Source organism: Cupriavidus sp. LA-1, from assembly GCF_055385985.1.
Window position 1 is genome coordinate 1,951,449 of record NZ_AP031387.1, and the last position, 24,860, is coordinate 1,976,308.

Consider the following 24,860-nt stretch of genomic DNA (forward strand, 5'->3'; position numbering starts at 1 on the left):
CCGGCATCGCCAAACCGCACAGGGCAAAGCCATCGATCGTCACGGCGCCATCGTGGCAAGCTACCTGCATTGCGACTTTCCCTCCAGCCCAAGCGCCACCGCCAGGCTATTCAAGCCATGAACCCATATCGCTACAGCGACAGTGAAATTGCCGCCGTCTATCGCATCATCCGGGAGCGTCGCGACATGCGCCACTTCCGGCCGGACCCGCTCGATCCTGCATTGCTGGAACGCTTGTTGCACGCTGCGCATCTCGCCCCCCGGCGTCGGCTTCATGCAACCCTGGCGCTTCATCCGCATCACTGACAGGAGCCTGAGAACGCAGGTCCATGCGCTGGTCGATGCCGATCGCCAGCGCACCGCGCTTGCCCTGGGCGAACGCCAGAACGAGTTCATGCGACTCAAGGTGGAGGGCATCCTGGACTGCGGGGGAAGTCCTGGTGGCAGCGCTGATGGATGGACGTGAGCGGCATATCTTCGGTCGGCGCACCATGCCGGACATGGATCTCGCTTCGGTGGCCTGCGCCATCCAGAACCTCTGGCTTGCGGCGCGCGCCGAAGGAATCGGCGTGGGCTGAGTTTCCTTGTTCGACCCGGAACAGCTTGGCCGGTTGTTGCGGCTGCCGCCCGGTGCCCGGCCCGTGGCTGCACGGTTCGATGGTCGATTGAGAGCTCGCGCCCGATTCCTTCCATCGTGGCGCCCTGGGCGTGTAGCGCCATAACCCGCTCGTACAGCTCCACCCGCGAGGCGCGTCGCTGATCGTGTGCAAAGAACTCTTCCTTCGGCTGGCTTTCAGCTAATGCGCATTCGTTGGATATCCCGCAAAGGCGGAGCACCGAAGAGCCGGGCATATTCCCGGCTGAATTGTGATGCGCTTTCATACCCGACCCTAAGACTCGCCGTTCCTGCGTCGAGGTTCTGGCTCAGCATCAATTGGCGTGCCTCCTGGAGGCGCAGCTGTTTCTGGTACTGCAGCGGGCTGGTCCCGGTAATCGCGCGAAAGTGCTGCCGGAATGTCGAAGGGCTCATGTGTGCATTGGCTGCGAGTTCCTCCACCGGGAACGACACTGCAAAATTCAGCTTGAGCCACGCCACTGCCCTGGCAATTTGCTCACTTGGCGAGCCGGTGGCCGCGAACTTTCGAAGCAGCGGCCCTTGGGCCCCCGCCAGCAGGCGAATGGCGATTTCCTGCTGAATCAACGCGGCGACGTGAGGTATGAGTTCCGGCTCGTCGAGCAATCGTACGAGCCGGATCAATGCGTCCAGGACAGGCGGCTCGAGGTCACTGACGGAAATGGCGAGATTCGGACTCTCCTTCCGAGGCTCCATCCCTTCCATTTTTGCAGCCAGGTCCATGACGATACGCGGCTCAAGCGCCAACATCAGGCCAAGGAACGGCTTGGCCGGCGTAGCGACCGTGACGTTCGACACGACAGGCACGTCGATCGTCGTCAGCAAGGATTGTCCAGATGCGTAGTTGAACACCTCGTTGCCCAGCATGACCTGCTTGCCACCCTGAGCGACCACCCCAAGCCCGAACCCGTAGATGCATGCCATCGGCGCTGCACTGGCGCTCCTGCGATGGAGCGTCAGGCCCGAAATCGCAGTGAAGTAGTCACCGTCATTTTGGGCAATTCTGCCGATTGCCTCAGCGAGGCGGTCAATGGCCGCAACCATGCCAGGGTTTCCAGTCTTGTTAAGCATTCATGCACCCGCCCGCCCTCTTTTTGCTGCAGGAAGTCTAGCACCGACGGAAGTCAGGCGATCGTGACGGGCATGCAATCGTTGGATTGGGCAAAAAGTGGGACGGAATTGGCAAACGGTTTTCGGGCACCCTACCTCAAACTGGGCCCCATCGCTATCCATGAGCTTGCCAGATGTCGTCCCTCTTTTCCCCCTACTCATTGAAGGGAGTCACCCTTCGAAATCGCATCGTCGTCTCTCCCATGTGCCAGTACATGGCCGAGGTCGGGCATCTGAACGATTGGCATCAGAGCCACTACGCTACGCTGGCGCGCGGCGGCGCCGGACTCGTGATCGTTGAAGCGACCGCCGTGTCACCGGAGGGACGGATTACGCCCGGTGACGTGGGTCTCTGGAGTGACTCGCACATTGCAGGCCTTGCCGCTGCGGCGAAGGCGATCAAGGCCGCCGGCGCCGTACCGGGCATCCAGATCGGTCACGCCGGCCGCAAGGCCGGCTGCACGCCCCCCTGGGAAGGCGGTGCCCCACTGGACAGGAACGATCCGCGTGCCTGGCAGCCTGAAGCGCCGAGCGCGCTGCCGTTCATGCCCGCGGACCCGCATATGCCGCGGGAAATGAGCGTGGAGGACATCCGGCGCACGCAACAGCATTTCGTGGATGCCGCCGCTCGTGCCCTGCAGGCGGGATTCCAGTGGCTCGAGCTTCATTTTGCCCATGGCTTTCTCGCACAGAATTTCCTGTCCGCTCTAACAAATGCGCGGGACGACCAGTACGGCGGTTCCCTCGAGAATCGCGCTCGCTTCCTGATCGAGACGGTGGCCGCCGTGAGAGAGGCATGGCCGAAAAGCCTGCCGCTGACGGCACGCCTGGGTGTCGTGGAATTCAACGGTCGGGAAGATGAGACACTCGATGAGTCCGTTCGGGTCCTGAAATGGCTGAAGAATGCAGGCTTGGATCTCGTCGACGTGGGACTCGCACTGTCCACTGCGGACGAACAAGTGCCATGGGGGCCGAATTTTCTCGTTCCCTACGCACGACAGATTCGCGCGCGAACTGGGCTGCCGGTTGCGACCAGCTGGCAGATCACACGGGCGTCAGAGGCGGACGCCCTGATTCGCGAGGGGCAGCTTGACCTCGCGCTGTTCGGCCGTACGTTGCTGGCGAATCCGCACTGGCCGTACCAGGCGGCGCGGGACCTCATGGTCGAGCAGGCGGCGTCAGTGCTGCCAACGCCGTACGCCTTCTGGTTGCAGAGCTGGGCGGGCTGAGGCCAGGCGGTTCACGGCACTCGTACCCTGACCACCACCTACGGAGAATCCTCCCCGATGAGCACGCTCAACGTGAACGGCCGTAAGCACACGATCGATGTCGATCCCGGCACGCCCATCCTCTGGGCGCTGCGCGACTCCCTTGGCATGACCGGCACCAAATTCGGCTGCGGTGCTGCCCTATGCGGCGCCTGCACCGTGCATCTGGACGGCCAGGCCATTCGCTCGTGCATCACTCCGGTCTCTGCTGCCGAGGGCAAGACCATTGTCACGATCGAAGCTGCCACGGGTGGCAGCGACCGGGTCGGCACCGCAGTCCATGCGGCCTGGGTCAAGCACGACGCGGCGCAGTGCGGTTACTGCCAGAGCGGCCAGATCATGAGCGCTACCGCCGCCGATCCACCAACGGGCATGGGCGAGCCTGGCCTGCCGCCGTTGGCTCCGGCATTTGCCAACGCCATTGCGCGCCTCACCGGCAAGCCGCTGCGCCAGCTTCCCTTCAAACTAGCCTGATTGTCCACCGCCGGCAGGCACACAAGAAGGTTTGACTTTTCTAGCCTCGGTACCGGCCTGACAAGCGGACATGTACCATTCAAACGTCCAGCGCCCCCCAACCTGAACAATGACTATTTCAGGGAAGATTCGGGCCCAATGCTGACCTTCATCTCCGAAAGGCTGCGACGCAGCACATCCACATTTGTCGCTCCATTCATGATGCTGAACTGATGCTGGGCTTCTTGCCAGAGCGGCGCCGCTCGTTCGAAAAGCTTCATTCCATCCGGGGTGAGTTCGACGATGCGAATACGACCGTCCTCAGGGGAAGGCCGTACCCTGACAAATCCATCGCGCTCCAAAAAACCGATCATCTTTCCCATGGCTGTGCGCTCAATGTCGAGTCGCTCAGCCAGGGTATTGACCGAGGCGGACTCCCCCTCGCTCAAAGTTGCCAAGATCAGAAATTGCGTGATGCGAAGGCCGGATGGTTGGAGATATGCGTCGTAAAGACGCGTGATCTGGCGGGCGGCCTTCCTCACCGTGAAGCAGTTGCATTGATCCACACCAATGGGTTGGCTTTCCGCCTGCATCTCTTTTCTCCTCAACGTTGACAAATGGCCCAGTTCAGCGAATTTCAGGCAAAGGCGCTTCGGTACTTCTCGATGAAGGCAGGCACGGACAGCGCCGGTGTGCCCGTGATCTTCTCGACGACATCGTTAGTCCCTTGGAAGACGCCCTCCCGATAGTGCTGGGCGACTTCGACGAGGTGTTGCACAAGGAACGGAGGAAATTTGTATAGCTGCTCCCGACCGCATCCGCCCACGCCTCGAAATTGGCCAGCACCGCGTCGGTCGCCTCGAAAACGCGCTCTGTGCGCGGCAGGGCCGTGCCGCCGCGATGGATCAGGCGAGTCGGCAGGCCCTGGTCGACATTGCCTTCGGATACGATCTCCACCCAGCCCTGGTCCCCGAACACTGCAATGCGTCCGTGGTTCTTCTCGGAGGAGCCAATTTATCGCCGGACCGGCATTATCAACTGCTATGAAGACCCTACCTTCCGCCAGGCATTTGAAGACCTTGTGGCAAAGACGGGGCGGCAGCACATCATCATCTCGGGCGTCACGATCGGAACCTGCTGCACCTTCCCGACACTCTCAATGCTCCAAGATGGCTACAGCGTTTTCCCAGTAGTGGACGCCTGCGGCGCGTGGAACGCTTACGAGGCACAAACCGCGATGTCCCGTATGGCTAATGCAGGCGCTTCACTCGTATCGACCTTCGCCCTCGCATGCGAACTACAGGCCGATTGGAAGCGCGAGACTGCGAATGACATGTTGGCGCCGTTTATTCAGAACCTGCCCGAGTACGGCTTCGTGCTGCAGAACTTCTGGAACAACGCAAATCAGCATGTCGTGCTGGATCCCTTCGGCATGGTCAAGTAACCAATAGTGGGCGCGATCTTCGAAGATGGCCATGCCCGGTGCGATCCTTGAAAGCCGGCAGAAGTGCCCGCCTTTGGAGGAGCTTCTCCCCCGCTTGCCTCGCGGGCTTGGCCTCGGTCACAAGAGTGCCGTGGCGCGCCTGCATGCATTGGTTCGGCGAGAATGGCCGGTACAGTTTCAGGCGCTGGCATCTCGACGAGGTATTCGTGAAGGAACCTGCGAGGAGAATGCAACTCCCCCGAGAGTGGCTTTGGCGAGAGACAAGCCCCGGCTAAGCATGCATCCGGAGCTGTCTCCGGCGCGCGTCTACCTGATCGGACTGGGACTGGCTTGCGCGACAGGCGTCGATTTCTGGGCCTCGACCATGATGGACGTCGCGGGCACCCGCATTCGGGGCTTTGCGCGCTGACCCGTAACCGGGTTTCGTGCTGCGTACCGACGTCGTCGAGAACGGTAAAACCCAACGCATCGACACAACTGAAATCCAGTCATTGCATGGCGCCAAAGAGGTGCCTGATGCAGCCGAATAAGGGCATGGAAACACACCGATGGCAGGTGGCGAGCTTGTGAGCCAAAACTCGCACAAGCCAGGATGTTCAATAAACTTCGTTTGCTCAGCCGGCGCCCTGCGCCCCTCCCTCACCAAAGCACTCGGTCAAGTGCTCAGCGAAGGCGCGGACCTTGGCGGACAGATAACGCCGGTGAGGATAGAGCACGTGGATACCGATCGTCGCGACAGTGTACTTAGGCAGCAACGGCACCAGGCGTCCGGCGCGGATATCGTCGCCGACGATAAAGTCCGGTTGCATGATGATGCCCAATCCGTCGAGCGCCGCGCTACGCAGCAAATCCCCGTTATTGGCGCGCATCGGGCCAGCCACCTTCACCGTGTACTCCGCGCCATCGCTCTCCAGCCGCCATTCGGCGCCGCCGGCCCAGTAGGCATAGTGCAAACACTGGTGCCGCTCGAGATCGCTTGGCAGTTGTGGCGCCCCGTTCCGCGCCACATACGCCGGTGAGGCGCAAATCCACACCTTTTGGTCCGCCAGCTGACGGGCCACCAGCGAGGAATCGCCCAGGTTGCCAATGCGCAGGGCGAGATCAAACCCCTCTTCCACAAGGTCGACCGTGCGGTCGCTCAACTCCACATCGACAAAGACTTCCGGATATCTGCGCATGAACGCGTTGACCGCCGGCCCAAGATGCAGCGCGCCGAAGGTAAAGGGAGCGGTAATTCGGAGTTTCCCGCTGGGCCGTACGGATTCCGACTGGAGTGCGAACTCCATCTCGTCTATATCCGCCAGGATTGTGCGCGAGCGCTCGTGAAAAGCCCGGCCTGCGTCCGTCAGGCTCAGGCGGCGTGTGGTGCGGTTCAGCAGTCGTACGCCGTACTTGTGCTCGAGGAAGGCCACGATCTTCGTGACTGTGGGGCGAGCAAGCTCAAGCCGGTCTGCTGCCGCAGAAAACGAACCTAGCTCAACGACCTTATCGAAGACGCGCATCGCGAAATGTGTATCCATCGACGCTTTACGGCCCAGCAGTAGGCCTGTTTGGTTCCAGATTAGTAACAATCATATTCCAAAGCGCAACTTTATTAGTAGTGCGGAAACCATGATCATATGGCCACGACCAATCCGAACAGCACGCCTCCATGCCTTCCACGCCCCCCATTGGCTCGGTCAACGAGCCTCGCCTTTCCCAGCTACTGACTGACGCAGCCTCAGGCCTGAGCTACCGCCTGCTGGAAACCACTACACTCGATAGCGCCCCCGTAGCGCAAGCGCCGCAAGCCCTGCTGCTGTTGCTGCACGGCGTGGGTGGCAATGAGGCACAGCTCACTGCGATGGCGCGGCAACAGAATGCGCGCGTGCGCGTCGCGCTGGTGCGCGGACCACTTGTCTTCGGGCCGGGCCAGTACGGCTGGTTCCAAGTCAGATTCGGCCCGCGCGGGCCCAGCATCGATCCCGCGCAGGCGGAGACGAGCCGCCAGCAACTGCTGCGCCTGGTCGGCTCGCTGCAGGAGGCGACCGGCGTGTCGCCACGCCAGACGGTCGTTGCCGGCTTCAGCCAGGGGGGCATCATGAGCACTGGCCTGGCGCTCACGCAGCCGCGTCAGGTTGGAGGCTTCGGCCTGCTATCCGGGCGAATCCTGCCCGAGATCGCACCGCTGATTGCCGCGGCTGACGACCTTCAAGCCATCGAGGGCTTCGTCTCGCACGGCGAGCACGACGACAAGCTGCCGATTGAGTGGGCGAAAAAGGCTGGCGCCTGGTTAAGTCAGCTCAGTGTGCGCCACCGCACCCTGCACTATCCGGCAGGACATGAGCTCACCCCCGAGATGGCGGCAGATTTCCGCGATTGGCTGAATGGACGATTGTTCGGCTGACGCCCCCGCATCCTTATCGAGATTGGAAACACATGATGAGCCGCTTGCCAACCCTCTTCGTCTCCCATGGCTCGCCGATGGAGGCACTCGACGCCGGAGCGACAGGTCGCGCCTGGCGCCGCATCGCCGATGCCCTGCCCCGCCCCCGCGCCATCGTCATGCTGTCGGCACACTGGTCGGCCCCCGTCACGCTGGTGGGCGCCGCTGCCCGGCTCGAGACCATTCATGACTTCTACGGTTTTCCGCAACCGCTCTACGAGATTCAGTACCCCGCCAGCGGTGCGCCCGAACTCGCGCAATCGCTAGGCGCACATCTGCAGGCACAGTCGTGGCCAGCCGGTCTTGACGCGCATCGAGGCCTCGATCACGGCGCATGGGTGCCGCTGCGGTATATGTATCCAGATGCCGACATTCCGGTGGTGCCCATGTCCATCGACGCGCGCCAGGGTCCTGAATTCCATCTGCGGTTCGGACAGGCGATCGCCGGCGCCATCGACGACGATGTGCTCCTGGTCGGCTCCGGCAGTCTCACCCACAACCTGCGTGACTTCCGTGCTGGGGTTGCCAGCACCCCGCAGTATGTGCCGGACTTCCAGCAATGGGTGTATGACCGCCTGCAAAATGGCAACACCGACGAACTGCTGGACTACCGCCGCCTCGCGGCGTCTGGCGTGCGTGCGCATCCGACCGAAGAGCACCTGATACCCTTGTTCGTCGCATTGGGTGCAGCGGCCGGAAGCGGCGCGGCGCCGGCAATGCGGCGCGAGTTTGCCGAAGTGGATCATGGGATCCTGGCGATGGATGTCTACTGCTTTGATCGGAATGCGCGTCAAACACGCCCTTCATGGCCCCTTCAGGGCGGGGAAGGATAGCGCGGACGTCGTAGGCGTCCTTTGCTGCGATTACTGAGGCGTTATTTGCTGCTCGATGTATTGTCGTGCGATCCCGACAGGCGCACCGCCGCAGCTTCCGGCAAAGTAGGACGGAGACCATAGCGCGCCGCCTCATAGCTTTTTGCGGATGCTGGGATAGCACTTTTGCCGGATCATTCGGCTGGAACGCCCGTGAGACTGTTCACCCGCGATGACATGGCCTCGAAACGGAAGTGGCGGTCGATCATGCGATCGAAGGTCTGCAGCTCCTTCCGTTTGATCCAAGACGTTGCGAAATGTGCCGGTTTGTAGACCTCACTGTTAGGCTAGCAAAATTGCTCTGTACAGACGACGGCAGAGCATATCCTCCTCAAGAGTCCCTCGTTTAATCTGACTTCAGCCCTCCTGTGCAGTCTCTCCTTTCTTGTGGCAGATCATGCGCAAGCCATCCACGCACCAATCGGCAAAGCTATCTTCCTCAGCCTCCGGCATTCGGGAAGGCGAACGGCACTTTAGATTGCTGGCCGACGGCATCCCTCACATCGTGTTTACCGCAAAACCTGACGGCTGGATCGACTACTGCAACCAGCGCTGGTCCACCTATACGGGACTTACTCTTGAGCAAACCCAAACCGGGGCTTGGCAGGCGGTCATACATCCAGATGATATGCAAGGCACAAGCGACCGCTGGAGGGGCGCCGTTGCAAGCGGCTGCGAGTATGAACTGGAATTTCGCTTGAGAAGAGCATCCGATGGCGCCTATCGATGCCACCTTGCCCGCGGAGCGCCATTTAAAGACGCCGATGGAAATATCGTAAAGTGGTTTGCGACTTGCACTGACATCGAAGACCAAAAGCAGGCGCAGGCCGCGGCTGAGGGCGCTAATCGTGCCAAATCAGACTTCGTTTCCAGCATGAGTCATGAGTTGCGGAGCCCCTTGAACGCGATCCTTGGTTTCGCACAGTTGATGGCCTCGGATTCGCCGCCGCCGACCCCCACGCAGCAGGCCAGCATCGACCAGATTCTGAAAGCCGGCTGGCATTTGCTGGAACTGATCAATGAGGTCCTTGATCTCGCGAAGATCGAGGCCGGGCAGGCGTCGCTGTCGCCAGAGCCGGTATCCCTGGCCGAAGCCTTGCGCGAATGCCACTCCATGGTCGAACAGCAGGCACTGAAGCGAGGGATTCGCATGCGCTTCCCATTGTTCGAATTCCCATGTTTTGTCCGCGCTGATCGCACCCGGCTGAAGCAGATCCTACTCAATCTCCTTTCTAACGCTATCAAATACAACCGAGACCAAGGCACGGTCGAGGTGAGCGTGACCACGGGGGACCACATTCGCATCAGCGTGCGCGACACCGGCGCGGGATTGGCACCGGAACGGTTAGCACAACTCTTCCAGCCGTTCAACCGCCTCGGGCAAGAAGCCGGGCCCGAGGAGGGCACAGGCATCGGCCTCGTGGTGGCCAAGCGCCTGGTGGAGCTGATGGGAGGGGCCATCGGCGCCGAAAGTACGGTTGACGTGGGCAGCGTATTCTGGGTCGAGCTGGGTGCTGCAAGCGCCCCGGCAATGACCGGTGAGACTGCCGAGCCAGCGCTATCTGTCAGCGCGCAAGTGGAAAACCCCTCTTCGGTGTATACCCTGTTGTATGTCGAAGATAACCCCGCAAACCTGAAACTGGTCGAGCAACTGATCGCGCGCCGGGCCGATATGCACCTGCTGACCGCGGTGACCGGGACGCTCGGTGTCGAACTTGCACGCACTTCGTTACCAGAAGTGATTGTGATGGATATCCATCTGCCCGACATCAACGGCGTCGAAGCGATGCGATTACTACGCGAGGACTCGAAGACAATGCACATTCCAGTTATTGCCCTCAGCGCCAATGCGATGGCACGCGACATTGAGAAGGGCCTCAAGGCGGGATTCCTTCGCTACCTGACCAAGCCAATCAAGCTCAATGAGTTTATGGAGGCACTGGACGCAGCATTGGAAGGGGCAAAAAAAGGGAATGCTCGGAGTCAGTGAAGCAGGACGCCCGACATGATCAGCCCCTCCGAGATTCTTGCCGCAAAGATCCTGGTCGTCGACGATCTGGAGGCCAACATCCTGCTGCTCGAACAGATGCTGCGCGGGGCCGGCTACGTTTGCGTCGCGTCCACAATGAATCCGCACGTGGTTAGCGAGCTTCACAGCAAGAACCACTATGACCTGATCCTGCTTGATCTCCAGATGCCCGGCAAGGACGGATTCCAGGTCATGGAAGACCTGAAGGAGGTCGAGGTTGACAGCTACCCTCCCGCGTCACGCGCAACTACGCGGTATGAGGCAGGCGCCGGCCCGGATCGCGCGCACTTCAGCGCTCCACTGTGCGCCCCAAATTGACGCGCACACGCTGCAACAAGCTGATCAACTGCTCGCTCTCCTGCTTGCTGAAGCCACTCAGCGCTTCCGCCGCCACCGCATCCCCCACGCCGCATGCTGCGTCGAGTGCCAGCTCGGCCTTGGGCGTCATGCGCACCACCCGCTCGCGCTTGTCTTGCGGGTTGAGCAGCCGCTCGATCCAGCCGCCCTCCTCCATCCGATCCAGCAGGCGACCCGCCGAGATTGGTGCAACCTCCAGCAATTCAGCGAGGTTCGCCTGGTTGACCTCGCCATAGTGGGACAAATATGCCAGGGCCCGGCACTGCGCCCGCGTGAGATTAAGGGAAGAGCGCGCCAAGTCGTCGAAACGCCTGCCGGAGAGCCGGCCGACGTCTGCCACCAGAAATCCGAAGCGCCTATCGAGTTTAGTTTCCATCACTGGATTATAGAAGAACCCCGGGGCCAGCCGCGCGGGACGCCGCCAACGTCACGCCAACACCTCAGCGCGCGTCTTGTGCCCGCGGCGCCCTCGCGTATAATAAGCATGCTTATCATCTGCCGGCTTTTCAGTACATGTCCTCCTTGGCAACGGCGGCGCCTCCGGAGGGGCCGCTCAATCGGAGCATGATCACCGTCTCGATCATGCTCGCGACTCTCATGCAGACGCTGGACAGCACCATTGCCAACGTCGCCCTGCCCCATATGCAGGGCGCATTGTCGGCCTCGCAGGACGAGATCACCTGGGTGCTGACTTCCTACATCGTGGCTGCGGCCATCACCACGCCGCTCACGGGCTGGCTGTCGGACCGCCTGGGCGTGAAGCGCCTGCTCGGCGTGGCGATCGCCGGCTTCACGCTGGCCTCGGCCTTCTGCGGCCTGTCGGAGACGCTAACGCAGATGGTGGCCTCGCGGCTGCTGCAGGGCATCTTCGGCGCCTCCCTGGTGCCCTTGTCGCAGTCGATCATGCTCGACATCAATCCGCGCGAGCGGCAGGGCCAGGCGATGGCGGTGTGGGGCATGGGCGTGATGGTGGGGCCCATTCTCGGCCCCACGCTGGGAGGCTGGCTGACCGACAGCTACAACTGGCGCTGGGTTTTCTTCATTAACCTGCCGGTCGGCGCGCTTGCGCTATTTGGGGTGCTGGGCTCGCTGCCGGAACGGGCGCCAAAACGTAGCATGCAGTTTGATGCCTTCGGCTTTGCTACGCTGAGCCTAGCCATCGGTGCATTGCAGGCCCTGCTCGACCGTGGCGAGCAGCTTGACTGGTTTGGCTCGCTGGAGATTCGCGTTGAAGCGATGGTGGCGGCGGTCAGTTTCGCCTACTTCGTCGTGCATACGGCTACGGCCGGCAGCCGCTCTTTCTTCCGCTACGAACTGCTCAAGGATCGCAACTTAGTCACTGGCGCTTGCTTCATCTTCGTTATCGGCGCAGTCATGTATGCTACGCGGGCGCTGCTCCCGCCTATGCTGCAAAACCTTATGCACTACCCTGTTGCCACGACAGGCTTGGTCACGGCGCCGAGCGGGGCTGGCACCATGCTCGCCATGCTGGTGGCCGGACGCCTGCTCAAAAGGATCGATGCGCGCGTCTTGCTGCTTGCTGGCTTCCTGATCTCCGCCTTCGCGCTATGGCAGATGATGCAGTACACACTCGTGCTGTCAGAGCCCGACATCGTCTGGCCGGGCATCGTCCAAGGCTTCGGCCTCGGGATGGTATTCGTGCCGCTCAGCACGCTGACTTTCTCCACGCTGCAGCCTGATCTGCGCGCGGATGGCACTGCTACCTACAGTCTGATGCGCAATATCGGCAGCAGCATCGGAATCTCGATCATCCAGACCCTGATGACTCGCGGCACGCAGATAGCCCACGCAGACCTGGCCAGCCACATCAACATCTACAACCCGGCCTTGCAGGCCATGATTTCGCGGCGCGCGAGCCTGGACCTGGCCATACTCGACCAATCGATCAATCAGCAGGCGGCGATGATCGCCTATCTCAACGCCTTCAAAGCGATGTTTGTCGCCACGCTGTTGGTGATGCCGCTGATCGCCTTGATCCGCCCCGCGAACAAAGAGCAGAACGACACTTTGGCGCATGCAGCGATGGACTGAGTTCGAGTTGCAGCGCGCCTATCTCGCCCCGGGCCAGTATTGCTTTCGCAGTGCGACCAGGCCCAATCACCCCGGGGCGGAGCTGCGTGCCCAGTTCTCGACGTAGCTCGAGCGCTCGCTGGGACTATTGGCAGTATCGGGATGATATGAAGGGCGAGCTGTAGTCGAAGGACTGGCACCTTCGAATCCGAGCGGATCGTGATCCAGACCATCAACAAACTCGTTGATGATCCTGGCGGGGTTATCCTCGGCGAGGACGTTGATCCAATCTAGGTAATCAAGACGTATTCACACACCTCCGACCCCAATGCGAGCCGCTCCGCCTCACTCGATCCGCAGGTTCGCCACCTTGGCCAGGCCCTGCCATGTACTCACATCCTCGCGTACCACCGCGGCAAACTGGCTGACCGTCGGCGTGGCGGGCTTCGGCATATTTTGCTGGGCGAACTTTTGCACGATATCGTCGGTCGTCAGGATGCGGTTGATTTCCTTGTTCAGCCGCTGCACGATCGACGCCGGCGTGCCGGCCGGAGCGAACATGCCGTACCAGCCGTCCTTGTTGAATCGATAACCTTGCTCGCTGAGGGTTGGCACTTCCGGCAACGCGGGACCGCGCGCCGTGCCGGTACAGCCGAGCGCCACCAGCTTTCCCGAGCGGATATGCGGTACTGGCGAGGCGATGTCGGTGAAGCCGACCAGCATGTTCTTCGACAGCAGATCGGTAACGAGTTGGGCACTGCCCTTGAAGGGAATGTGTTGCATTTTCAGGCCGTAATGGGCCTTGATGCCTTCCATCACGAGGTGACCGGTCGAGCCGTTGCCCCAGGAGCCATACTGCAGCTTGTCCGGGTTGGCCTTCGCATAATTGACCAGGTCGGCAAAGCGCCTGAAGCCAGTGGACGGATGCGCGACCAGCAGGATGCCGGCGGCGCCAACCTGCGCAATGGGCGCCAGGTCCTTCAGCGCGTCATAAGGCATCCTGGGTTGGATCACGGGATTGATCGCGATTGCCGACGAGGGAGACATCAACAGCGTATAGCCGTCCGCGGCGCTCTTGGCCACCATGTCGGTACCGATCAGGCTGTTGGCGCCGGGACGGTTGTCGACCACAACCGGTTGGCGCAAGGCGTCGCTCAGGTGCGCCGAGATCAACCGCGCGAAGATGTCCATGCCCGAGCCGGCGGGACCCGGGACGATCAGCCGGATGGGTCGCGCGGGCCATTCAGTGGCCGCAATGCCGAGTCGCGCCCAAGTTTGCGAGGCGAACAGGGTGGCGCCGCCAATCAGGGCGCGTCGCCGCATGGGCGAGTGATTCATCGCTTTGTCTCCGGTGATTTTATTGTCGATTTTCCCGATGCGGGCTTGCGGGAATTCTAGCGAGGAACGGCATCGCACATTGCTGCAACAAGCTTGAATGTGTTCTGCGAAAAACGCAGGAAGCGGCGCGCATGCACCGCTCTACCATGGCTGCGCTTTCTCTCTTTCAGCAGGAGTCATAATGCAACCATTACAGGGCAAGGTGGCACTGGTCACTGGCGCAGGTTCCGGCATTGGACGGGCCAATTGCGTTACGTTGGCCGCGCGTGGCGCGGCAGTTATTGTCAATGACATTGACGAAGCCGGCGCGCACGAGACCGTGACGCTGATCTGCGCGGCAGGAGGGGTGGCGGTCCCGTGCATCGCCGACGTGTCGAAGAACGATGAAGTGGAACAGGCCTTCGCCGCCGCGCAGCGCGAAACGGGGCCCGTGCAAATCCTCGTCAACAATGCGGGCATCCCAGGAGGCATGACAGCCTTCGAAGATATTGACGAAATGACCATTGATCGCATGTTCAGCGTGACGGTGAGGGGTGCAATGCTATGCACTCGCGCGGTGCTGCCGGGCATGAAGCAGCGTTGTGACGGGCGCATCATCAACACTTCGTCGATCACTGCGTTCGGCACGCATCCGCGCGGCTGCGTCTATGCGGCGGCGAAGGGTGCCATTGTCAGCCTGACCCGTGCATGGGCACGCGAGTTCGCGCAGTGGAACATCCTGGTCAATGCGGTCGCGCCAGGGCGCGTGGAAACGCCGATGAGCGCCCGGTTGAGCGCGGACCCGGCATACCAGGAAGAAGTGCGTCGCCGCGTGCCGCTTCGTCGCAGGGCGGTGCCGGACGAGATCGCGACGGTCGTTGCATTCCTGGCGTCCGCGGACGCCAGCTACATGACAGGTCAGGTCTTGAGTCCCAACGGCGGCGAGGTCATGTAACCCGCAACAAGGCGTCCCGGACGTCGGATAGCGCCCCGCGCAGCGTGGCCCACCCGACCATGCCGCGCGGCGCAGGCAGTATCGCGCTGAATCCGGCTCTTCCAGCGGGGAGCGGTGTCCGATGGGTTCGGCGCGCTTCCTCGCCGAACGCTTCGCCGACACGGGCTCCAGCACCCCTCGCCCTTCAGTGTTCCACCACGGCAGAACCCGGCAAATCCCTTTCCTCCTGCGGCGGACCGCTGCGACCGAGCAAGAGCAGGCATACCGCCGCGATGACGGCCGGGATGGCGAGCAGGCTGAAGATCGCGCCGAACGCCCATCCTACCGCCAGCAGCCACGCGCCGCCCATGGTTCCCGCCACGCCGCCGAAGCGGCCCATGCCCAGCATCCAGGCAATGCCGGTGACCCGGCTGGTGGTCGGATAGTAATGTGCGGCGAGGGGCGACATCGATGCGGACGCACCTGAGATGGCCATGCCCACGATGACGATCATCGTCGTCAGTCCTGCGTGCGCCCCGCTGTGCCCGATCATCAGCACCAGTACTGCGGCCGCCAGAAAGTACGCCGCGACGACACGGGTGGGCGGAAAGCGGTCAGTCAGGAACCCCGCCAGCAGGATCCCAGCGCATCCGCCCAGATGGAACAGCGACGAAGTGACAGTCGACTCCTGCAGCGAATAGCCCGATGTCGTGAACAGAGTGGGAAGCCAGCTGTTGACCAGGTACAGGATGACCATGCACATGAAGTAGCACAGCCAGATCAGGCAGGTGCCGACGGCATACCGCTCGCGGAACAGCTCCGAGATAGGCGACTTGCGGCCATGTCCGGCATCTTCCTCGCACAGGAGATGGACATCGCCGAGCCGGGCGCCCGGTGCCAGGCGGCGCAGGATGCCCAATGCCTCCTCGCGCGGGCGCCGGTTGGCCACGAGGAACTTCACCGATTCGGGCAGCAGCGGCACCAGCACCAGTGCCAGCAGCACCGGCGCCACACCGCCGACCACCAGCACGCCGTGCCAGCCGAAGCGCGGGATCAGCCAGGCCGTCGCCAGGCCGCCCAGCCCATTACCGGCCGCGAAGCCGACCAGCATGGCGTTGACCACGGTGCCGCGAATCCGCGTCGGCGCATACTCCGCCATCAGCGCGACGGTGTTCGGCACGGCGGCGCCGAGGCCGATCCCCGTCAGCAGGCGCAGCGCAGCCAGCATTTCGAGCGACTGCGCGAACGCCGCCGCCACGCTGCAGACACCAAATGCGAAGACGGCGCCGATCAATACCCGCTTGCGGCCGATGCGGTCCGCAATCGGGCTCACCACCATGGCGCCAATGCCGATGCCGACCAGCGTGGCGCTCAGCACCGGGCCCAGCGCGGCACGCGACAGTTGCCAGTCCTGAATTAGCGACGGCGCGATGTAGCCCATGGCGCCGGTATCCATTCCATCCAGGGCGATAATCAGGAAGCACAGGACGAACAGCAGGATATGAAACCGCGAGAAGCGCTGTTCGTCGAGGAAGGCTTGTACGTCGAGAGAGGCCTGTACATCGACCTTGCGCTGGAGGTTCATCGCGCACCTCGCAGCGACCGGGTGGGGCATGACGCGCACATCGGGGGCGTGTGCACCGTGGTACCAGCGTGTCCTGGCATTGTCTGTCTCCTTGCTTATCGCATCATGGGAACCCGCGCTGTCTTGCGGTTCGCTGTTGCACCGGCTGTCGCGCCGGATATGGTTCTGAAGTGATATTACGACCCGGGTGGGCTGGCGAATATGCCCCCGCCGTGCAGAAGACAATCAACCGAACGGCAGGCAATGAACGGTGACGGGAGGCAGAGAATTGCGACTCATCCTCTTTCTGTCAAGTCATAGCCATGTTGACGCCACATCACTCCTCCTCCCTCGGCGAACTGCTCGACCGCGAAGCCATACGCGAATGCCTGTATCGCTACTGCCGCGGCATCGATCGTTGCGACGAGGCGGCCCTGCGCAGTGTGTACTGGGACGATGCCACCGACCGGCATGGCCCCTATTCCGGCTCCGCCAGCGGCTTTATCGACTGGGTGCTGGACCGGCTGCGGACCAGCGAGCGCTCGATCCATTTCCTCGGCAATATCTCGATCTTCCTGCACGGCGACTGGGCGGCGGTGGAATCCTACTTCCAGGCCTTCCAGCGCCGGCCCCACCCCGATGCGGCGCAGCGGGAGGTCTTTCTGGCCGGACGCTACTGCGACCGATTCGAGAAGCGCAAGGGCGAATGGCGGATCGCCCGTCGCGTAGTGGTCTACGACTGGGTCCGCCCGCTCGGTACCCCGCCGGGTACCGAGACGGAGCGCTTCGGCCCGCGCCAGCCTGTCGGCGCACCCTGGCCTCACGATCCGGTCTACGCGCTGCTCCGCGGTGAATAGACCGGACCAGCCCGGACAACCCCGGATAAGGCGGCGCGAGCCGCCTGCCGTCAAAAGATGTGCCGAAGGCCAATGGTGGTACCGAACTGGTTGGTACCCGCTGCGGTCGTCCCGAAGCCGGAGCCACCCGTGCTCAGGCCAAGGTTGGAAGTGCCCTTGTTCTTGGTGTAACCGACGCTCAGGTAGGCATCCGTGCGCTTGGAAAAAGCGTACTTCGCCATGCCGACGAACAGCCAGGGATCGTTGCCCGTGTTCCGGAAATCCTGGTAGTAGGCGGCGGCACTGAGGCTGACAGCGGGGCCGGCTTGCCACGTCACGCCGGTCCACCACAGGTTCGAGCCCTGGTTGGCCTGACCCGGGATCGCACCCGCCAGCAGCGCGCCATCGTACGCCTTGGCCCATCGGTAGCCCGCGAAGACCTTGACCGGGGAGAAATCATAGGTGCCGGTCAGCACGGCGCGCCGCGTCTTCGCGTCGGGATTGACCGTGACCGTGCCCGTATTGACCTCATCGTAGGCAGCGCCCACGCTGAAGGGGCCACTGCCGTAGCTCAGCCGGAAGCCATACTCCCGGCCCAGCTTCGGTTCGCCCGGCACTTCGCTGCCGTTGGCCGTACCGCTCTCGGCGCCGAAGCTGTACATGGCGGACGCCACCAGGCCGCCGAACGTGCCGGTGTACTTGACGGTATTGTCGGCACGCGACACGAACGCCAGGTCTTGCGTGAAGATCGAGTACTTCGGCGCGAGCAGCATCGGGTCATAGGGACCGATGACGTCAAACAGCTCGGTCTGCTGCCGTCCGAGCAACAGGCTGCCCCACTTCCCCTGCAAGCCGACGTATGCCATCCGCCCGAACAGTCGGCCGCCCTGCGAGGACTTGCCCGTATCGGTGTCATAGCCGCTCTCCAGCACGAACACCGCTTTCAGGCCGCCGCCGAGGTCTTCCGTGCCGCGCAGCCCCCAGCGCGACCCGGCGACGTTGCCCGAGGTCATGCGGACGACGGAATGGCCGCCGCCAGTCTGGTGGTTCGCGAATTCGATACCGGCGTCCACCACGCCGTAGAGCGTGACGCTGGTTTGTGCGGCTGCCGGAAGGCTGCAAAGCGCGCAGAAGAGCGCGGTCGCGCCGATTTTGTATTGCATTGTCTCCACCTTGTGTTGTTGCGCCTCGGTCCTGTGCAGCACCGAGGCAACCCGTGAAATGGGCGTGAGCCGCCCTGCCCGCAGCGCGGGCATTCCTCTTTTCAACTACTCGATTGCTGGGGTAATGCCGGATGTCAGCCCACTTTCAGCACCTGTCCGGTCAGGTATTGCGCGCGGGCGCCCGCCATGAAACACAGCAGCGGCGCGAGGCCTGCCGGGTCGTCTTGCAAGACCGACAGCGCATTCACGCGGAGCGCCCGCGGGCCCAACTCGCACGCGAGCGTGGCCACCAGCATGCCGGCCGCCGCAAGGTCGCCCGCATGCCGCCAGTCCTCGCCGGCTTCAGCCGGAAGCACCAGCGTGAGGCTGGCCTGGTGTACATGCTCCTGTGCAAACCGCCGCGCAGCCTCGTGCACCGCCGCCAGGCGATCCCCGGGCGGCACCCGCAGCGGCGAGGCGTCCAGCACTGCCGCATAGCCATCTCCTTGCTGGCGCACGGCAGACCACTCCCCCGCCACGTCGCCCACCACCCGCAGCGAAAGCGGCGTCTCGGACGAGACCAGCGCGACATTTGCCGGCGCAAAGCTCTGGCTGCCGCCGAACACCGACGAGCCGCCGTCGACTGACAGCAACAGCCCGGACGGCACGGCACCGTCCGCGCCGGCCAGGAACCGGATCGCCTCGGCCAGTTCGTCGGGCTCCGCCATCCGGCCGAGCGGAATCTTGGCCGTCACGCGTGCCGGCTCCAATCGGCGGGCTGCAATAAGCCGATCGACCAGTTCGGTCCGCACGAATCCCGGGCAAAGCACGCTGACCCGGAGGTCCGGTCGCTCGCGCGCCAGTGCCCGCGACAACCCGATCAAACCCGCCTTGCTCGCGCTGTACGCGCCACGCCACGGGATCGCCCGCAGTCCGGCGCCCGAAGCCACGTTGACCACCCGCGCGCCGGCCACCAACCTCGGGGAAAGCGCATCGACCAGCCGTGCCGGCGCTTCAAGGTTGAGCGCCAGCAGCGTCCGCCAGTCGTCGCCATCCTGCTCGACGACCGGGCGGTTGGTGCGGTCCGACATGCCCGCGTTGTTCACGAGCGCGTCCAGTGGGCCGGTGCGCTCCGTCAGCGCACCGACGGCCGCCGCGTCAGTGAGGTCGAGCTCCACCGCCTCGTGGCGACCCGCCTCCGGAGCCGGCAGGCCGGCCACCGTGGCGGCCAAGGCTGCGCCATCGCGGTCAACCAGCACGCAGCGCCAGCCGTCGCGTGCGAACCGCTGCGCGGCGGCGCGGCCGATGCCGGCCGCCGCGCCGGTGATGAGTACGGCCGCCACGCTCAGAGATTGGTGAACGTGATGCCGCCATCGACCACGAGCGCCTGCGCCGTGATGAAGCGCGCCTCGTCGCTGGCGAGGAAGGCGATGCCACTGGCCACGTCGTCCACATTGCCCAGGCGTCCCATCGGGGTGCGGGCAACGCGGCGCGCGTCGCGCTCGACGTTGCGGTTGCGCTGCGTACCCTCGGTCGGCACGGCGGACGGACACACCGCGTTGACGCGGATGCCGCGCGGTCCAAGTTCGGCCGCAGCGGCGCGCGTGATGCCGAGGATGCCCGCCTTGATGCCCGAATAGACGACCGAGGCAGGTGCCGACACCAGCGCTGCCGTCGAGGCCACATTGACGATGGCCCCGCCGCATTCCGGGTCCATCGCCTCCACAGCCGCCTGGATGCCCCAGATCACCGCCTTGAAGCCGATGTCGAGCATGCGGTCCATCGTCTCGGGCATGATTTCCGGCACCGACTGGTAACGCACCCACGCGGCGTTATTGACGAGGATGTCGAAACGCTTGCCCTGCGTGGCCGCCGTGCTTACCGCCTGCGCGATGCCATCCCGGCTCGCCACGTTCTGCACGACCGGGAAGGCCTCGCCGCCGGCCGCACGGATCTCGTCCACCGTCGCGCCGACCAGCTCCTCCTTGAGGTCGTTGACCGCCACGATAGCGCCGCGCGCCGCCAAAAGACGCGCCGTGGCGCGGCCGATGCCGGCGCCTGCGCCGGTGACGAGCGCCACGCGCCCTGCCAGATCCTGTTGCATGAACATTCCCCGAATTCCTCAAACGCCCTGGATGAAATCCTGCCCGACCGTACGCGCCAGCGCGCCGGCCCCGAACGCCGCGTCAAGCTTGCGCACCTCGCGCAGCGAATAGTGCAGCGGCACTTCCCACGTAAAGCCCATGCCGCCGTGCAGGTGGATCGCCTTTTCGATGACAAAGGCCGCGTTGCCGATGGCGCCCGCCAGCGCCGGCCGGGCGCTGCGCGCCGCGCCATACTCGTTGCGCGCCATGGCACGGCGCACGGCGGCCGCGGAGGCCTCCGTCAGCAGCTTCATGCGCGCCAGCAGGTGCCGCACGGCCTGCTTGGCCGACAGCGGCCGGCCGAACTGCACGCGCGTCGCCATATAGCCGGCGGCCGTCCCCAGCGCGCCGTCCGCCGCACCGTTCGCCAGTTCGGCCATCAGCAGGCAGGCCGCATGGTCGAGCGCCGCGCGGGCCGCGGCGTCGAGTCGGGCGACCACCGTCGCGCCTTCCAGGTCGAGCCACGCCTGCGGAAACTCGGGGTCGAGCGACCCGTCTTCCTCGCAGGCCAGCCCAGCCACTTCGACCAGCGCCGCGCCGTCGCCATCGTTTACGAGTACCCAGTCGCATTGCGCCACGTGCCGCGCATGGCCGGCCACACCCTCGCGCAGGCTGCCCTGCCACGCAATGGTGGCGACCTTGTCGCCGGCCGCCAGCGCGGCGGCGACCGCCGAACCGGGGAACGCCTGCGCCAGCAGGATGGTTTCCGGCAGTGGCAGGCGCAGTTGCAGCTTGCCGGCGGCATGCGCGATGGGCAGTGCGAAGTCGATGGGCAGGCCGAGCCCGCCGTCCTCCTCATGGGCGCATACACCGCACAGGCCTGCCCCGGCAAGCACCTGTGCGGCCTCGCGGAAGTCGCGGGGCAGCGCGTCATGGATGGCTGCGCTGGCGGCCTGGGCGAACTCCTCGGGCCGCAGATCATCATCTGTCGTCGTCATGTCAAATCCTTGGGCAAATTAAGGATGCGCTGCGCGATGACGTCGAGCTGCACCTCCGAAGTGCCGGCGTAGATCGTCTCGGCGCGCGAAAAGAGATAGGCGGTGCTGAACGCCTTGCGGGCGCGCCGCGCCTGCGGGCTGGAGCGGGGCGTAACGTGCGACAGCAGCGACAGGGCCAGCCCGGCGAACGCCTGGTGGCATTCCGACCAGTACAGCTTGGTCAGCGACCCGCGCGCGCCGATAGATTCGCCGGCCATCATGCGGGACACGGTCGTCTCCACCAGACCCTTGAGGCCATCAACCTCGCAAACCACGTCGCCGATGCGGCGCTGAATGTAGCCGTCGTCGAGCAGTCGCGCCAGTTGCACATCCGACTTGCAGGCGCTGACCAGATGACGCAGCTCGCATTCGAAGCGCCACGGGCGGTACATGCGGTTGGTCGCACGTTCGATCGACAGCACGCGGATGGCGGCATTCCAGCCTTCGTCGGGCGCGCCCAGGCGGGCACTGTCCGGCACCACCACGTCGTCGAAAAATACTTCGGCAAAGGACTCCTTGCCATCGATGGACTTGATCGGCACCACGCGGATGCCGGGGGTGTTCATCGGCACCGCAAACATCAACAGACCACGGTGCTTGTCAGCGACGGTACCGGTGCGGGTGAGCAGCAGGCAGTAGTGTGCCTTGGCCGCGCCGCTGGTCCAGATCTTCTGGCCGTTGATGCGCCAGTGCCCGCCCTCCTGCACGGCGCGCGTGCGCAGCCGGGCGAGGTCCGAGCCGGCGTCGGGCTCCGAGAAGCCCTGGCACCAGTACTCGCGCATGGCGAGGATGGCGGGCAGGAACGCCGCTTTCTGTGCCTCGGTGCCCACGGTCATGATGATCGGACCGGCCAGTTCCTTGCCGATGGAGCTGACGCTCTCCGGCATGGGCAGCGCGCCGATCTCCTTGTTGACGGCGAGGTGCTCGCGCAGGGTCAGTCCGTGGCCGCCATAGGCGGTGGGCCACGTCATGCCGGCCAGTCCGGCGTGGTACATGGCGGCCTCCCAGGCGCTGGATTCTTCCAGCGTCGGGGTGCGGTAATCCGGGCTGTCGGCACGCATGTGGTCCGGCAGGTTGGCGCGCAGCCATTGGCGGGCGTGCTGGCGGTACACCTGCGGTCCGGCGGCCGGATCGGGGATCGCCGCGAGTTGATCGCGTGTTTCGATATGCATGCTGATTCTCAGTGTGCGGGCGTGGCTGGGGCGGCCGGGATCATCAGCGCGTCGAGCACCACGGCGCCGTCCCCTTCGGGACGGACGAGGATGGGGTTCATGTCGATCTCGGCAATGTCAGCCGCATGGCGGCACGCGAACTCCGACAGGCGCGCCACGCAGCGAGCGGCTGCGCGGAGGTCGGCCTTAGGCTGTCCGCGCACGCCGTCCAGCAGCGCAAACATGCGCAGCGAGCGGATCATGGCGAGGGCTTCGTCCTCGCTGACCGGCGCGGCCTGCACGGCGACATCCTTGAGCACCTCGGCGTGGATGCCGCCCATGCCCACCATCACCACCGGGCCGAACACCGGATCGCGGGAAATGCCGGCGATCATCTCGACGCCGCCCTTGACCATCGGCGCGACCAGCATGCCTTCCACGCTGGCCTGCGGCGCATGGCGCGCGACGCTGGCGGCGATCGTCCCGTAGGCGTCGCGCACTGCCGCCCCGCTGCGCAGGTCGAGCGCCACGCCGCCGGCTTCGGTCTTGTGCGGGATGTCCGCGGAGACGATCTTCAGCACCACGGGGTAGCCGACCCCTTCCGCCGCGCGAACCGCCTCTTCAACCGAGTGGACGACGGCTTCCTGCGGCACGTCGATGCCGGCGGCTGCCAGCGCGCGCTTGGCTTCGTACTCATTGCGGAAGACGGCCGGGTCCAAGGTTTCCGCCGGGACCGACCGACGCGCCGCCGATGCCGGCTGGCCGGCAAGCTGGCCGAGCCGGACCAGTCCGGCGAGGCCGCTGGCCGCTGCATCGATGCTCGGAAACACGGGGATGCCCAGCGCGTTGATCTGCGCCACCGCATCGGCCGGCCCCTGGCTGACGATCATCAGCGCCCGCTCGGGATGGGCCTCTCGTACACGCGCCAGCGCCTCCAGGTACACGCCGCGCAGGCGGGAGTTGTACAGCGAGAGCGACATGAACATCACCAGCGCGCTCCCCGACGGGTCCTCCAGCAGCGCCGACAATAACTTCTGGAGGATGTCGGGGCGGCTGGACATTTGCGCCGTGGCATCCACCGGGTTGCCGGTGCCGGCCATGGGCAGCACGTGGCGGATGCGGTCGCAGGTCGCCGCGTCGAGCGCGGGCAGGCGCAGGCCAGCCTGGCTCATGGCGTCGGCCATCATGACGCCGAAGCCGCCCGAGGCCGCCATCAGGGTCACCGCGTCGCGCTGCGGCAGGCGGCCGGGCATCAGGATCGAGGCGGCGTGGCCGATGTCGATCAGTTCCTCCACCGAGCGCACGCGGAGCGCGCCGTGGCGGCGGAAAACCGCGTCAATGACGGCGTCGGAACCCGTCAGCGCGCCGGTGTGCGAGGCGGCAGCGGCCTGGCCCTGTTCGGTCGCGCCCACCTTCAGGACGATCACCGGCTTGCCGCGCGAGCGCGCCAGTTCCAGCGCCGCGACAAGGCGGTCGCCGTGGCGGCAGGTCTCCATGCAGCAGAGAATGATGCGTGTGGCCTCGTCCTCCGCCAGCGCGGCAATGCCGTCGGCCACGTCGACGTCGGCCTCGTTGCCCGTCGCCATGAACTGGCTCACACCCAGACCACGGCGAGCCACCGTGTTCATGGTGTGGCTGCCCACGTTGCCCGACTGCGAGACGATGCCCACGCCGCCCGGCGGGGGCATGTAATCCTCCAGGCTGATGGAGAAGGACCCGATCATCCGGTCGGCCACGTTGACCGTGCCCAGGCAGTTGGGACCGAGGATGCGCATGCCGTGCTGGCGCGCGATGTCGACCAGCTCGGCCTGCTTCGCCACGCCCTCGGCGCCGAGCTCGGCAAACCCGGACGACAGCACGATGGCAGCCTTCACGCCGCGAGCCGCGCAGTCGCGCAGGGCGGCCGGCGTGGCGCCGGCGGGCACCGCCAGGATCGCCAGTTCCGGCGCGGTGGGCGTCTCACGGACCGAGGCATACGCGCTCAGGCCTTGCACGGTGCCGCCCTTCGGATTGACCGGGTAGACGGCGCCCGCATAGCCATGCTTGCGCAGCATGTAGACGGGACGTCCGCCGATCTTGGTGATGTCGTCCGAGGCGCCAATCACGGCGATGCTGCGCGCGTGGAAGAAGGGGCCGAGCCCCGCGCCCGGGTGTTCGGTGTGCGTCGCCATG

The 24,860-nt window shown here is 64.4% G+C and carries 23 protein-coding genes and 3 pseudogenes; 12 read left to right on the forward strand and 14 right to left on the reverse strand.

Annotated features, from left to right (window positions below; genetic code table 11):
• Positions 1–117: 117 nt before the first annotated feature.
• Positions 118–674 (forward strand): annotated as a pseudogene (gene bluB / locus ACZ5MJ_RS09200) (5,6-dimethylbenzimidazole synthase); the annotation flags it as partial.
• A gap of 119 nt (positions 675–793) precedes the next feature.
• On the opposite strand, the gene ACZ5MJ_RS09205 reads toward bluB, so the two are convergent.
• On the reverse strand, positions 794–1,678 hold the full coding sequence (locus ACZ5MJ_RS09205) for an AraC family transcriptional regulator (protein ID WP_464223529.1): 885 nt from the start codon (positions 1,676–1,678) through the stop codon (positions 794–796).
• Between the two features lie 200 nt (positions 1,679–1,878).
• On the opposite strand from ACZ5MJ_RS09205, the gene ACZ5MJ_RS09210 reads away from it, so the two are divergent.
• Positions 1,879–2,973, forward strand: coding sequence for an NADH:flavin oxidoreductase/NADH oxidase (locus tag ACZ5MJ_RS09210; RefSeq protein ID WP_464223530.1), 1,095 nt, complete (start codon positions 1,879–1,881; stop codon positions 2,971–2,973).
• A gap of 57 nt (positions 2,974–3,030) precedes the next feature.
• Complete coding sequence (locus tag ACZ5MJ_RS09215) at positions 3,031–3,486, forward strand: (2Fe-2S)-binding protein (RefSeq protein WP_464223531.1); 456 nt, start codon at positions 3,031–3,033, stop codon at positions 3,484–3,486.
• A 113-nt stretch (positions 3,487–3,599) separates the two neighbouring features.
• On the opposite strand, the gene ACZ5MJ_RS09220 is transcribed toward ACZ5MJ_RS09215, so the two are convergent.
• Complete coding sequence (locus tag ACZ5MJ_RS09220; protein ID WP_464223532.1) at positions 3,600–4,058, reverse strand: MarR family winged helix-turn-helix transcriptional regulator; 459 nt, start codon at positions 4,056–4,058, stop codon at positions 3,600–3,602.
• Positions 4,059–4,102: 44 nt separating this feature from the next.
• A pseudogene (locus ACZ5MJ_RS09225) lies at positions 4,103–4,273 on the reverse strand (NmrA family NAD(P)-binding protein); the annotation flags it as partial.
• Positions 4,274–4,447: 174 nt separating this feature from the next.
• Here ACZ5MJ_RS09225 and ACZ5MJ_RS09230 point away from each other — a divergent pair.
• Together ACZ5MJ_RS09230 and ACZ5MJ_RS09235 are read left to right on the forward strand one after the other, a co-directional pair.
• Positions 4,448–4,909: an isochorismatase family protein gene (locus tag ACZ5MJ_RS09230; RefSeq protein WP_464223534.1), complete on the forward strand. Its 462-nt coding sequence runs from the start codon at positions 4,448–4,450 to the stop codon at positions 4,907–4,909.
• Between the two features lie 277 nt (positions 4,910–5,186).
• Complete coding sequence (locus ACZ5MJ_RS09235; RefSeq protein ID WP_464223535.1) at positions 5,187–5,318, forward strand: hypothetical protein; 132 nt, start codon at positions 5,187–5,189, stop codon at positions 5,316–5,318.
• Positions 5,319–5,523: 205 nt separating this feature from the next.
• On the opposite strand, the gene ACZ5MJ_RS09240 is transcribed toward ACZ5MJ_RS09235, so the two are convergent.
• Entirely contained in the window at positions 5,524–6,429 is a 906-nt protein-coding gene (locus tag ACZ5MJ_RS09240; RefSeq protein ID WP_464223536.1) for a LysR family transcriptional regulator, read from the reverse strand.
• 131 nt (positions 6,430–6,560) lie between these two features.
• On the opposite strand from ACZ5MJ_RS09240, the gene ACZ5MJ_RS09245 reads away from it, so the two are divergent.
• Both ACZ5MJ_RS09245 and ACZ5MJ_RS09250 read left to right on the forward strand, forming a co-directional pair.
• On the forward strand, positions 6,561–7,295 hold the full coding sequence (locus tag ACZ5MJ_RS09245) for an alpha/beta hydrolase (protein ID WP_464223537.1): 735 nt from the start codon (positions 6,561–6,563) through the stop codon (positions 7,293–7,295).
• Between the two features lie 32 nt (positions 7,296–7,327).
• The gene (locus ACZ5MJ_RS09250) at positions 7,328–8,167 is read left to right on the forward strand and encodes a dioxygenase family protein (protein ID WP_464223539.1); all 840 of its coding nucleotides are present in this window, start codon (positions 7,328–7,330) and stop codon (positions 8,165–8,167) included.
• A gap of 30 nt (positions 8,168–8,197) precedes the next feature.
• Here ACZ5MJ_RS09250 and ACZ5MJ_RS09255 read toward each other — a convergent pair.
• Positions 8,198–8,388: pseudogene (locus tag ACZ5MJ_RS09255) on the reverse strand (transposase); the annotation flags it as partial.
• 215 nt (positions 8,389–8,603) lie between these two features.
• On the opposite strand from ACZ5MJ_RS09255, the gene ACZ5MJ_RS09260 reads away from it, so the two are divergent.
• The gene (locus ACZ5MJ_RS09260) at positions 8,604–10,196 is read left to right on the forward strand and encodes a PAS domain-containing hybrid sensor histidine kinase/response regulator (RefSeq protein WP_464223540.1); all 1,593 of its coding nucleotides are present in this window, start codon (positions 8,604–8,606) and stop codon (positions 10,194–10,196) included.
• 15 nt (positions 10,197–10,211) lie between these two features.
• A complete protein-coding gene (locus tag ACZ5MJ_RS09265; RefSeq protein WP_464223541.1) occupies positions 10,212–10,553 on the forward strand; it encodes a response regulator in 342 nt (113 codons plus the stop codon).
• Here ACZ5MJ_RS09265 and ACZ5MJ_RS09270 read toward each other — a convergent pair.
• A complete protein-coding gene (locus ACZ5MJ_RS09270) occupies positions 10,525–10,968 on the reverse strand; it encodes a MarR family winged helix-turn-helix transcriptional regulator (RefSeq protein ID WP_464223542.1) in 444 nt (147 codons plus the stop codon). The two genes, ACZ5MJ_RS09265 and ACZ5MJ_RS09270, sit on opposite strands and share 29 nt — an antisense overlap.
• 137 nt (positions 10,969–11,105) lie before the next feature.
• Here ACZ5MJ_RS09270 and ACZ5MJ_RS09275 point away from each other — a divergent pair, with 137 nt between their 5' ends.
• Positions 11,106–12,644, forward strand: coding sequence for a DHA2 family efflux MFS transporter permease subunit (locus ACZ5MJ_RS09275; RefSeq protein WP_464223543.1), 1,539 nt, complete (start codon positions 11,106–11,108; stop codon positions 12,642–12,644).
• A gap of 324 nt (positions 12,645–12,968) precedes the next feature.
• Here ACZ5MJ_RS09275 and ACZ5MJ_RS09280 read toward each other — a convergent pair whose 3' ends face one another.
• Complete coding sequence (locus ACZ5MJ_RS09280) at positions 12,969–13,961, reverse strand: Bug family tripartite tricarboxylate transporter substrate binding protein (RefSeq protein ID WP_464223544.1); 993 nt, start codon at positions 13,959–13,961, stop codon at positions 12,969–12,971.
• A gap of 181 nt (positions 13,962–14,142) precedes the next feature.
• Between ACZ5MJ_RS09280 and ACZ5MJ_RS09285 the strand changes: the two genes are divergently transcribed.
• Positions 14,143–14,895, forward strand: a complete 753-nt coding sequence (locus tag ACZ5MJ_RS09285; protein ID WP_464223545.1) for an SDR family NAD(P)-dependent oxidoreductase — start codon at positions 14,143–14,145, stop codon at positions 14,893–14,895.
• Positions 14,896–15,079: 184 nt separating this feature from the next.
• Here ACZ5MJ_RS09285 and ACZ5MJ_RS09290 read toward each other — a convergent pair whose 3' ends face one another.
• Positions 15,080–16,459, reverse strand: coding sequence for an MFS transporter (locus ACZ5MJ_RS09290; protein ID WP_464223546.1), 1,380 nt, complete (start codon positions 16,457–16,459; stop codon positions 15,080–15,082).
• A gap of 302 nt (positions 16,460–16,761) precedes the next feature.
• Between ACZ5MJ_RS09290 and ACZ5MJ_RS09295 the strand changes: the two genes are divergently transcribed.
• Positions 16,762–17,295 carry a nuclear transport factor 2 family protein gene (locus ACZ5MJ_RS09295; protein WP_464223547.1) on the forward strand — a complete coding sequence of 178 codons (534 nt, stop codon included), beginning with the start codon at positions 16,762–16,764 and terminating at the stop codon, positions 17,293–17,295.
• A gap of 50 nt (positions 17,296–17,345) precedes the next feature.
• Here the strand turns inward: ACZ5MJ_RS09295 and ACZ5MJ_RS09300 are convergent, their stop codons facing one another.
• From ACZ5MJ_RS09300 to ACZ5MJ_RS09325, 6 genes are all read right to left on the reverse strand, one after another.
• Positions 17,346–18,437: a porin gene (locus tag ACZ5MJ_RS09300; RefSeq protein ID WP_464223548.1), complete on the reverse strand. Its 1,092-nt coding sequence runs from the start codon at positions 18,435–18,437 to the stop codon at positions 17,346–17,348.
• Positions 18,438–18,571: 134 nt separating this feature from the next.
• The gene (locus ACZ5MJ_RS09305; RefSeq protein ID WP_464223549.1) at positions 18,572–19,759 is read right to left on the reverse strand and encodes an SDR family NAD(P)-dependent oxidoreductase; all 1,188 of its coding nucleotides are present in this window, start codon (positions 19,757–19,759) and stop codon (positions 18,572–18,574) included.
• 2 nt (positions 19,760–19,761) lie between these two features.
• The gene (locus ACZ5MJ_RS09310; RefSeq protein WP_464223550.1) at positions 19,762–20,526 is read right to left on the reverse strand and encodes an SDR family NAD(P)-dependent oxidoreductase; all 765 of its coding nucleotides are present in this window, start codon (positions 20,524–20,526) and stop codon (positions 19,762–19,764) included.
• A 12-nt stretch (positions 20,527–20,538) separates the two neighbouring features.
• Positions 20,539–21,498 carry an acyl-CoA dehydrogenase family protein gene (locus ACZ5MJ_RS09315; RefSeq protein WP_464223551.1) on the reverse strand — a complete coding sequence of 320 codons (960 nt, stop codon included), beginning with the start codon at positions 21,496–21,498 and terminating at the stop codon, positions 20,539–20,541.
• The gene (locus ACZ5MJ_RS09320) at positions 21,495–22,709 is read right to left on the reverse strand and encodes an acyl-CoA dehydrogenase family protein (RefSeq protein ID WP_464223552.1); all 1,215 of its coding nucleotides are present in this window, start codon (positions 22,707–22,709) and stop codon (positions 21,495–21,497) included. The genes ACZ5MJ_RS09315 and ACZ5MJ_RS09320 overlap by 4 nt, the downstream gene beginning before the upstream one ends.
• A gap of 8 nt (positions 22,710–22,717) precedes the next feature.
• A complete protein-coding gene (locus ACZ5MJ_RS09325) occupies positions 22,718–24,859 on the reverse strand; it encodes an acetate--CoA ligase family protein (RefSeq protein WP_464223554.1) in 2,142 nt (713 codons plus the stop codon).
• Between the last annotated feature and the right edge of the window lies 1 nt (position 24,860).

Coding starts and splice junctions, on each gene's coding strand:
- ACZ5MJ_RS09210 (WP_464223530.1), top strand. CDS start 1,879: ATGTCGTCCCTCTTTTCCCCCTACTCATTGAAGGGAGTCACCCTTCGA.
- ACZ5MJ_RS09205 (WP_464223529.1), bottom strand. CDS start 1,678: ATGGTTGCGGCCATTGACCGCCTCGCTGAGGCAATCGGCAGAATTGCC.
- ACZ5MJ_RS09230 (WP_464223534.1), top strand. CDS start 4,448: ATGCGTCCGTGGTTCTTCTCGGAGGAGCCAATTTATCGCCGGACCGGC.
- ACZ5MJ_RS09270 (WP_464223542.1), bottom strand. CDS start 10,968: ATGGAAACTAAACTCGATAGGCGCTTCGGATTTCTGGTGGCAGACGTC.
- ACZ5MJ_RS09250 (WP_464223539.1), top strand. CDS start 7,328: ATGATGAGCCGCTTGCCAACCCTCTTCGTCTCCCATGGCTCGCCGATG.
- ACZ5MJ_RS09260 (WP_464223540.1), top strand. CDS start 8,604: ATGCGCAAGCCATCCACGCACCAATCGGCAAAGCTATCTTCCTCAGCC.
- ACZ5MJ_RS09290 (WP_464223546.1), bottom strand. CDS start 16,459: ATGAACCTCCAGCGCAAGGTCGATGTACAGGCCTCTCTCGACGTACAA.
- ACZ5MJ_RS09325 (WP_464223554.1), bottom strand. CDS start 24,859: ATGGCGACGCACACCGAACACCCGGGCGCGGGGCTCGGCCCCTTCTTC.
- ACZ5MJ_RS09320 (WP_464223552.1), bottom strand. CDS start 22,709: ATGCATATCGAAACACGCGATCAACTCGCGGCGATCCCCGATCCGGCC.
- ACZ5MJ_RS09285 (WP_464223545.1), top strand. CDS start 14,143: ATGCAACCATTACAGGGCAAGGTGGCACTGGTCACTGGCGCAGGTTCC.
- ACZ5MJ_RS09315 (WP_464223551.1), bottom strand. CDS start 21,498: ATGACGACGACAGATGATGATCTGCGGCCCGAGGAGTTCGCCCAGGCC.
- ACZ5MJ_RS09235 (WP_464223535.1), top strand. CDS start 5,187: ATGCATCCGGAGCTGTCTCCGGCGCGCGTCTACCTGATCGGACTGGGA.
- ACZ5MJ_RS09240 (WP_464223536.1), bottom strand. CDS start 6,429: ATGGATACACATTTCGCGATGCGCGTCTTCGATAAGGTCGTTGAGCTA.
- ACZ5MJ_RS09280 (WP_464223544.1), bottom strand. CDS start 13,961: ATGAATCACTCGCCCATGCGGCGACGCGCCCTGATTGGCGGCGCCACC.
- ACZ5MJ_RS09220 (WP_464223532.1), bottom strand. CDS start 4,058: ATGCAGGCGGAAAGCCAACCCATTGGTGTGGATCAATGCAACTGCTTC.
- ACZ5MJ_RS09310 (WP_464223550.1), bottom strand. CDS start 20,526: ATGTTCATGCAACAGGATCTGGCAGGGCGCGTGGCGCTCGTCACCGGC.
- ACZ5MJ_RS09215 (WP_464223531.1), top strand. CDS start 3,031: ATGAGCACGCTCAACGTGAACGGCCGTAAGCACACGATCGATGTCGAT.
- ACZ5MJ_RS09295 (WP_464223547.1), top strand. CDS start 16,762: ATGTTGACGCCACATCACTCCTCCTCCCTCGGCGAACTGCTCGACCGC.
- ACZ5MJ_RS09300 (WP_464223548.1), bottom strand. CDS start 18,437: ATGCAATACAAAATCGGCGCGACCGCGCTCTTCTGCGCGCTTTGCAGC.
- ACZ5MJ_RS09265 (WP_464223541.1), top strand. CDS start 10,212: ATGATCAGCCCCTCCGAGATTCTTGCCGCAAAGATCCTGGTCGTCGAC.
- ACZ5MJ_RS09245 (WP_464223537.1), top strand. CDS start 6,561: ATGCCTTCCACGCCCCCCATTGGCTCGGTCAACGAGCCTCGCCTTTCC.
- ACZ5MJ_RS09275 (WP_464223543.1), top strand. CDS start 11,106: ATGTCCTCCTTGGCAACGGCGGCGCCTCCGGAGGGGCCGCTCAATCGG.